Origin of the sequence: Acinetobacter towneri DSM 14962 = CIP 107472 (genome assembly GCF_000368785.1) — a bacterium.
GTDB classification, from domain to species: domain Bacteria; phylum Pseudomonadota; class Gammaproteobacteria; order Pseudomonadales; family Moraxellaceae; genus Acinetobacter; species Acinetobacter towneri.
Window position 1 is genome coordinate 1 of record NZ_KB849661.1, and the last position, 6,706, is coordinate 6,706.

At 33.3% G+C, this 6,706-nt stretch carries 11 protein-coding genes; 8 read left to right on the plus strand and 3 right to left on the minus strand.

What is annotated here, in order from left to right; genetic code table 11:
* Positions 1 to 155 precede the first annotated feature (155 nt).
* Genes F947_RS00040 through F947_RS00055 form a run of 4 tightly spaced genes read left to right on the plus strand, consistent with a single transcriptional unit; the run spans position 156 to position 2,115 of the window.
* Positions 156 to 560: a hypothetical protein gene (locus tag F947_RS00040; RefSeq protein ID WP_004967379.1), complete on the plus strand. Its 405-nt coding sequence runs from the start codon at positions 156 to 158 to the stop codon at positions 558 to 560.
* 48 nt (positions 561 to 608) lie between these two features.
* Positions 609 to 1,190 carry a histidine phosphatase family protein gene (locus F947_RS00045; RefSeq protein WP_004967380.1) on the plus strand — a complete coding sequence of 194 codons (582 nt, stop codon included), beginning with the start codon at positions 609 to 611 and terminating at the stop codon, positions 1,188 to 1,190.
* Positions 1,191 to 1,216: 26 nt separating this feature from the next.
* A complete protein-coding gene (locus tag F947_RS00050) occupies positions 1,217 to 1,756 on the plus strand; it encodes a hypothetical protein (RefSeq protein ID WP_004967382.1) in 540 nt (179 codons plus the stop codon).
* A 50-nt stretch (positions 1,757 to 1,806) separates the two neighbouring features.
* Positions 1,807 to 2,115 (plus strand): hypothetical protein, encoded by a 309-nt coding sequence (locus F947_RS00055; protein ID WP_004967384.1) that lies wholly within the window; start codon positions 1,807 to 1,809, stop codon positions 2,113 to 2,115.
* 23 nt (positions 2,116 to 2,138) lie between these two features.
* On the opposite strand, the gene F947_RS00060 is transcribed toward F947_RS00055, so the two are convergent.
* The gene (locus tag F947_RS00060; RefSeq protein ID WP_004967386.1) at positions 2,139 to 3,383 is read right to left on the minus strand and encodes a DNA cytosine methyltransferase; all 1,245 of its coding nucleotides are present in this window, start codon (positions 3,381 to 3,383) and stop codon (positions 2,139 to 2,141) included.
* An 80-nt stretch (positions 3,384 to 3,463) separates the two neighbouring features.
* On the opposite strand from F947_RS00060, the gene F947_RS00065 reads away from it, so the two are divergent.
* Positions 3,464 to 4,171 (plus strand): Eco47II family restriction endonuclease, encoded by a 708-nt coding sequence (locus F947_RS00065; RefSeq protein WP_051062263.1) that lies wholly within the window; start codon positions 3,464 to 3,466, stop codon positions 4,169 to 4,171.
* A 119-nt stretch (positions 4,172 to 4,290) separates the two neighbouring features.
* Here F947_RS00065 and F947_RS00070 read toward each other — a convergent pair whose 3' ends face one another.
* Together F947_RS00070 and F947_RS00075 are read right to left on the minus strand one after the other, a co-directional pair.
* The gene (locus tag F947_RS00070) at positions 4,291 to 4,782 is read right to left on the minus strand and encodes a hypothetical protein (protein WP_004967389.1); all 492 of its coding nucleotides are present in this window, start codon (positions 4,780 to 4,782) and stop codon (positions 4,291 to 4,293) included.
* A 12-nt stretch (positions 4,783 to 4,794) separates the two neighbouring features.
* Positions 4,795 to 5,037 carry a hypothetical protein gene (locus F947_RS00075; protein ID WP_004967393.1) on the minus strand — a complete coding sequence of 81 codons (243 nt, stop codon included), beginning with the start codon at positions 5,035 to 5,037 and terminating at the stop codon, positions 4,795 to 4,797.
* 431 nt (positions 5,038 to 5,468) lie between these two features.
* Here F947_RS00075 and F947_RS00080 point away from each other — a divergent pair, with 431 nt between their 5' ends.
* From F947_RS00080 to F947_RS00090, 3 genes are all read left to right on the plus strand, one after another.
* A complete protein-coding gene (locus F947_RS00080; RefSeq protein ID WP_004967395.1) occupies positions 5,469 to 5,684 on the plus strand; it encodes a cold-shock protein in 216 nt (71 codons plus the stop codon).
* A 95-nt stretch (positions 5,685 to 5,779) separates the two neighbouring features.
* Entirely contained in the window at positions 5,780 to 6,007 is a 228-nt protein-coding gene (locus F947_RS00085; protein ID WP_004967397.1) for a hypothetical protein, read from the plus strand.
* Between the two features lie 64 nt (positions 6,008 to 6,071).
* A complete protein-coding gene (locus F947_RS00090) occupies positions 6,072 to 6,269 on the plus strand; it encodes a hypothetical protein (RefSeq protein WP_004967399.1) in 198 nt (65 codons plus the stop codon).
* The last annotated feature ends 437 nt before the right edge of the window (positions 6,270 to 6,706 follow it).

Below are 6,706 nucleotides of genomic sequence, written 5' to 3' on the forward strand. Positions count from 1 at the left end.
ATACGCACATAGTCATGATGCTAAAAAATCTTAAATTTTTTATTTAAAAGCAACGGCTTATATCAATTTTACTTGTCTTTCATTAATTTTTTAGATGACGCCAAATGTCACAAATATAAACATAAATATTTGTTTTATATATTTATAATTGTCACATGTTTGTCACAGATCAAAATGAAATGAGTAATGATAATCGGGTTACGATCAGGCTGTCCAAAGAGCAGTATTTCCTGTATGAAATGAGAGCGGCTGCCAAGGGAATGCGTGTATCAACTTATGTGAAAAGTTTGCTGGATGAGTGTGAGTCAAGCTCGTCAAATCAGCTCGCAGAACTGCTGAGATTGTTTAAAAGTCTGGATGAAAAAACGTCATTGATTACAGAAATTTTAATGGCTCAGAAAGATGAAAAACCAGCGCATACAGAAAGTGGTGCAGTGGATAATTTAAGTCTGGAAATGCTGCTGATGCTTCGGGCAATGGCTAAACCTGAACAGTTAAAAATGGCACATGCCCGGATGCGCGAGAAGGATTTTCCTATTCTCAATTTGCAGGATTACTAATCTCTAGCTTAGATCCATCTCATAGGATTCAGTTCAACGGAATTAAATATGGCTATTTTTCTGGTTCGACATGCTGAAAGTGAAGCCAATATCAATGGAAAGACGCTTTCACATGCTTCAATCGCTTTAAGCGAGAATGGCCATATTCAGGCTCAAAATTTATGCTCTACGCTGCCTAAAATTGATCATGTGATGGTGTCCAAGTATTTGCGGACGCAACAAACCGCAGCACCGATTCTGGAAAAATATAAGCTTGATTTTGAAGTGGACGAGCATTTGCATGAGTTTAGCTATCTGTCTGAGCGAAAGTGTGCCAATACCAATTTGAATGACCGTAAAGCATGGGTGAATGCGTACTGGGATAAAATGGATTGCCAGCATCGGGACGCTGATGATGCCGAATCTTTCGAGGATCTCTATCTGCGAGTGCAGGCTTTTCATCACAAGTTAAAGGCCGTGGCTGAGCACTATGCTGAAAAGAATTTGGCCGTATTTAGTCACGGACAGTTTTTACAGCTTTTGATCATGCAGATTCAGCAGCCAAGTCCATTGACTAAAGAACTGATGCAACAATTCAGATCTGATTTGGTTCGCCAACCAATTAAAAATACTGAGTTTTTTATATTTTAATAAAGATAACAGAGTAATCTAAGAAAATGAAATGGTCTAATCTTGTAGATAATTTTTGGAATTTAGTCACTCACCTTTTAGCTATTTTTGTAGCAACCTATTTTTGGTCGACAAATATAGGACATAACACTGCTATCTTCGTAGAAAAATATATCCCTAGAGAAGAACTTAATGGAACGGGAACATTACATCAGTGGTTTAGTGGCATCTTTACGACTAATACGCCAGTGTTAATTACTTTTTTCTTTTACCTTGTCTTTTTTCTTACTCTTCTTGAGCTTATTTACTATAAAAAACTAAACATTAAAGAACATAGTAACAGCGCCTCTATTGTCCTTTCAATTGGAAATTTAGCTTTTAGTATCAATACATTAATTCTAATTTATTCATGTTTTGCAATTAGTTTACCTATTATATCTTTCTTTCAAGGAATCGATACTAATTGGTCACTTCTTGTTTTTGGTATTGTTACTTTAATTTTTTACTTCATTTTTTCATGTTGGCATCGGGATGCTATTGATAAGTTTTGCTCTTATATCAGATCAGTTTATAAGTTTGGTATGTAAGCGGACACTTCTATTTTGGAGTTACAAATGAACTGCGCATAAGAGATTTTATGTTAAATCTTTTGATATATGGGATGATAAGACAGGTATTGATAGTTAGATTGTTTTTAAACATGTTCGACAAGAAGTTTTTTGATACTCCAATTGGATTAAAGCAAATTTTAGCTTATGAGCTTTATGTAAATCATAGGCTTTATCAAAAGGAGATAGCAAATTTTTTAGGATGTTCTAATAACACAGTTGCTAATTATGTAAAAAAATTAAAAAGATATGATCATTTAAAAGATTTTAAAGTGATTCTAGAATCAAAGTCTAAAGATGTCGAAAATGCATTAGAAAATATTAAAAGGCACCTTTAATTAGAAGGTGCCTTCTTTTAGGGTTAATCCATTTGATTTAGCATTTTTACTAATGATTTGCCGATAGCAAATGCTAAGTTGACTGGGACAGCATTTCCTATTTGCTTATATATTTGAGTTGATGATCCTTGGAATATCCAATTATCTGGAAATGTTTGGATTCTTGCATATTCTCGAGTTGTTAGTGGTCTATCTTCGCTAGGGTGGCAGCGTTCTGTTTGTTTCTGTGCTGGTGCACAAGTTAGGGTTAGGCTTGGTTCATCCCATGATAATCGTCTAGCCATACCTGTTTTTCCACCCCCTAAGTGGAAACTACCCTTCATATATTCAATTTGTAGTTCTAGAGGTAGATCTCTCCAATATCCACCTTCAGGAACATGCGACATAATTTCTGCCTTTCTTTGAGGATATTTTTGACCTACAGATTCAGGAACATCATTTTCATATAATTCACCAGCTTTGAAAGCATCACGCAGATTTAAAATACGATGATATGGAGACGGTTTTTCAAAAGTAGCTTTGCCAACTAGATCTTTTCGAACGCCAATAATTATAAGACGTTCACGCTTTTGAGGTGTTTTATAGAATAAAGCTTTATAAATATCTTTTTCGACAATTTCATAGCCTATTTCTTCTAGAATAGAAATAATTGTTTCTAAGGTTTTTCCATCATCATTTTCAGCTAATCCTTTTACATTTTCAGCTAAAAATACTTTAGGTTGAATTTCTTTAATAGCTCTAGCCATCTCAAAGACTAAAGTCCCTCTAATGTCTTCAAAGCCTAGTTGTTTTCCTGCATAAGAAAATGGCTGGCATGGAAATCCTCCTGTTAATAGATCAACTTTACCCTGTAAATGAGTGAAGTCAACGTTAGCAATGTCATCTTCAATAACATTCCATTTAGGTCTATTAAATTTTAGAGTCTGGCAAGCAAACTTATCCTTTTCATTTAATAAAACTGATTTGAAACCAGCTTTTTCTAAGCCTAGAGCAAGCCCCCCTGCTCCAGCGAATAACTCAACTAACGATAAATTTCGATTAGGTGTAATTCTTTCCTGCTGATCCCATGAGCTATTGAACATAGCTTGAAATTGAGGGAATTGCATTAGTTGTTCTTTTTTATATGGTTTTTTATGAACATTAGGGTCTAGACTAGGGACTAGTTTTCCATTTTTTGCCCATGATTCAATATTTCTTTTGGAAACCGAAAGAGCATCTGCAATTATTTCGGCCGAAAAACAATCTTCAAAAGAGGTAAGTACATTCATAGGTTGGGAAATTAAATACAAGATAAAGGATGAGTTTATCCGTTATTGAAAGCCAGGTCCAGTATTATTTGGAAATCATGATGTCTACATTTGATAGAAATAAATTAAAAGCTGTATTACTTCCAATTGTAAAAGAAGCTTATGAATCACAGGATTCTTCTGCTGACTTACGTAGAAATACTCTTGATGTATTTTCTGCTTCATTGGAAAGTGCTTTAAAAGGGATAACATTCGAAGAGTGGCTAGAGCAGGAAGAAAAGAGACAAATTCAAAAAACACTCCAAAATCATGTTGGGGATTTACATCAACAGATTTTGGCAACTCTAGATGGGGTAGAAGATTTAGGTACAGGGCAAGTTTTGGACTTAAAATCTGCTAAGAAGAAATTCGTAGCTGAAATAAAGAATAAGCACAATACAACTAAGGGAAATCATAAAATTGCAATTTATGATGATATTCTCAATAAATTAGAAACAATGCCAGAAGATTCAATTGGTTATTATGTTGAAATACTTCCTAAAAATGGGAAGTCTTATGACAAGCCTTTTGTACCATCTGACAATAAAACAAAAGAAAGACGTCCAGTAAATGAAAGAATTAGACAAATTGATGGTCAAAGTTTTTATACAAAGGTAACAGGTAACCCAAATGCTTTACGTGAGTTATATCTATTGCTCCCTCATATTGTTGTTGAAATTTTAAATGATGAATATCAAGTTGAGCTATTAGCAACTGATTTTATTAACGAAGATGAGTTTGATATTGTTTATGGAAAGCGCTCTAGTTGAAACCTAATCAGGTTATGAACTAAGTTTATTAATTTAAAGCTTTCCTGAAATTAACATTTAAAAATGGAGCATAAGGCTCCATTTTTATTGAGTTTCTTAAATTTTTACGCTTGTATCAATTACTCAGTATCAGTATAAGAAATTATTAAATCCATGAGTTCTTCTGATGGTGTATTACAAAACTCACGTATTCTTTCAGCCACCGTTTGGGCATTTGTAAATTCTTCATCAGCATAGTTATTGAAGTCAAAAAGAACCTCAGCCATACCAGTTGGAAGATTCAACCCTGCTTGCAAAGCATCATAAGAATCGATAGCTGAGTTACCTTGCCATTTCACAATAGCCATAGTGTATGGTGTACTTAATGGGTTACTCAGATGCTCTTTAGTGATGTCCAAAGTGTCCATATAGAATCCTGCATCCTTCCACTTTGGCAAAGTCACAGCCCATCCAATAGCACAAGCAACAGCCTTACAGTCAGTGACGAGTTGTTCATCACTTACGAAGCCCACTGAGTCTTTAGATGGTCTTCTCCAAGTGCGAATATCAAATCTATTGGGATCAAGTTTTTCTAAGAAATCAGCTAACTCTAAAAGTAGATCTGTACGCATAATTTATTACCTTTAATTATTCTCAATGAGGGTGTTTGCATGTCTTTTTTTGACTTCATTTATGATTTCTTCAGGAGACAGGTCTGCTTTCTTTAAATTAGCTATCAGAGTTACTGTAATTGCTAAGTTAAGGGGAATAATACCAGTACTCTTATAATTGGTAATCGAATTGGGATTCATGCCTAGTAACATTGCAAGATCCTTAATTGATAAGCCCATTTCTAGCAATGTAATTTGAAGCTCTGTGTAAGTCATACAGTGAATCCTGTCCTTTTCATTAGCAATATAACACATATATAATGTGATAACACATTATTATTGTGTTTTTTGAAATAGACACTTTAAATGGGTTCTAACAGATGAATTTCGTATAAGAGGTTTTATGTTAAAAAATAAATTATTAAAATATAAATATGTTGTTGAATTAAATTAAATTTTTATTATAAATAATATATCAATTATTAGTTAAATAAATATATATATAATAAAAATTGATTATTTGTGTTTTTAGTGTATAGTTAACTTAACTAGAAAAAAGTCTTGTTTCGGTAAATCTTCTTTAAGTATCGCAGTTTTAGTCATAATCCTTCGTTTTTTCAGATTTTAAGTCTCATTATTTATTATTTTCAAAGTTATAATCAGTCAATAAAATGACTAAAAACTATTAAAAATCAGTAGGATTTATTATGTCAAACTCAAATATTGTTAAAGGTACTGTTAAGTGGTTCAACGAAGCTAAAGGTTTTGGTTTTATTCAACAAGAATCAGGTCCAGACGTTTTCGCTCACTTCCGTGAAATCGCTAGCTCAGGCTTTAAGACTTTGTATGAAGGTCAGCAGGTTGAGTTTAGTATCGCTCAAGGTCAAAAAGGCCCAAATGCTGTGAATATTGTTGCTATTTAAGTAAAAATAGGCAGTGATAAAGAGCACTCATGAGTGCTTTTTTATACTCTAAAATTTGTTTAAAAAATGAAAAACTTATAAAAATAGGATATAAGATGTTAAAAATGAATGATTTAATTGCAAAATCTAAAAATGGTACTGAAATTATTGTTTCATTAATTCCCCGTCATAAAATGCAGAGTACACGTGAAGGCTTTAAACAAATTGAAGTCGGTAAAAGAGTTCTGTTGGAATCAGGAATCGAAGTTGATTTAAATTTGGATGGCCGTACTTTTTACACTTCTCTAAATCAGCTATTTAAATTAAATTATAAAGTTGTTTAAAAATAAACTAAATATCAATATCTTATGTGTATTTTTGCACTTCAATTTTATTAAGGGGATATATATGTTTAAAGAGACTGTCAGTGTCAAAGACCAATTTGGGGTTAAACACTCTATTCAAGCCACAGTAGATCATCAATTTGCTAACATGCAATCTCCTTCGAATATAAAACATATCACTGTTGATGGTGAAGATATACGCCCTAATTTTGACATGCTTTTTCAAAGTAATCTCAGTGGAAAAATATTCAAAATTTTATAGCTATCATATGAGTGATATAAATAATCATATTTAAAGTGATTTAATTATATTGAAGCTAATAAAAAAGCCCGACATGCTGTCGGGCTTTTTCGTATCGGTGGTTTCGGTATAACTCCTGTCGTACCTGCATTTTCCGTTGCTGTCTTTTCTTATTCTTATCTGGAGCATCCTGCTCTCTATGTCCCCATGATAGGAAATAAGCGTTGTGTCGTATAGCCGCAAAATCCTTAAATCCATGTAAGCTTTAGCTTACAAAGTTGGCTCATTTTATCCCAAGAGTTGTCCGCAGAAATTGCGGATAATTTCCGAAGTGCAGGCATTGAGTTATCAGGGAAAAAGCGAAATATGAATGTTTTTTGATCGATTTTATTGGCAAGAACTATCAAAACCGCTCATAAAAAAGCCGACTTGTTTCAAAATCGGCTTTTTGGGCATTT

What these genes read in the sequence shown, in the direction of transcription:
- F947_RS00080 (WP_004967395.1), top strand. Translation starts at nt 5,469, where the DNA reads ATGTCAAACTCAAATATTGTTAAAGGTACTGTTAAGTGGTTCAACGAA.
- F947_RS00070 (WP_004967389.1), bottom strand. Translation starts at nt 4,782, where the DNA reads ATGCGTACAGATCTACTTTTAGAGTTAGCTGATTTCTTAGAAAAACTT.
- F947_RS00085 (WP_004967397.1), top strand. Translation starts at nt 5,780, where the DNA reads ATGTTAAAAATGAATGATTTAATTGCAAAATCTAAAAATGGTACTGAA.
- F947_RS00060 (WP_004967386.1), bottom strand. Translation starts at nt 3,383, where the DNA reads ATGAATGTACTTACCTCTTTTGAAGATTGTTTTTCGGCCGAAATAATT.
- F947_RS00050 (WP_004967382.1), top strand. Translation starts at nt 1,217, where the DNA reads ATGAAATGGTCTAATCTTGTAGATAATTTTTGGAATTTAGTCACTCAC.
- F947_RS00075 (WP_004967393.1), bottom strand. Translation starts at nt 5,037, where the DNA reads ATGACTTACACAGAGCTTCAAATTACATTGCTAGAAATGGGCTTATCA.
- F947_RS00090 (WP_004967399.1), top strand. Translation starts at nt 6,072, where the DNA reads ATGTTTAAAGAGACTGTCAGTGTCAAAGACCAATTTGGGGTTAAACAC.
- F947_RS00065 (WP_051062263.1), top strand. Translation starts at nt 3,464, where the DNA reads ATGTCTACATTTGATAGAAATAAATTAAAAGCTGTATTACTTCCAATT.
- F947_RS00040 (WP_004967379.1), top strand. Translation starts at nt 156, where the DNA reads ATGTTTGTCACAGATCAAAATGAAATGAGTAATGATAATCGGGTTACG.
- F947_RS00045 (WP_004967380.1), top strand. Translation starts at nt 609, where the DNA reads ATGGCTATTTTTCTGGTTCGACATGCTGAAAGTGAAGCCAATATCAAT.
- F947_RS00055 (WP_004967384.1), top strand. Translation starts at nt 1,807, where the DNA reads ATGTTAAATCTTTTGATATATGGGATGATAAGACAGGTATTGATAGTT.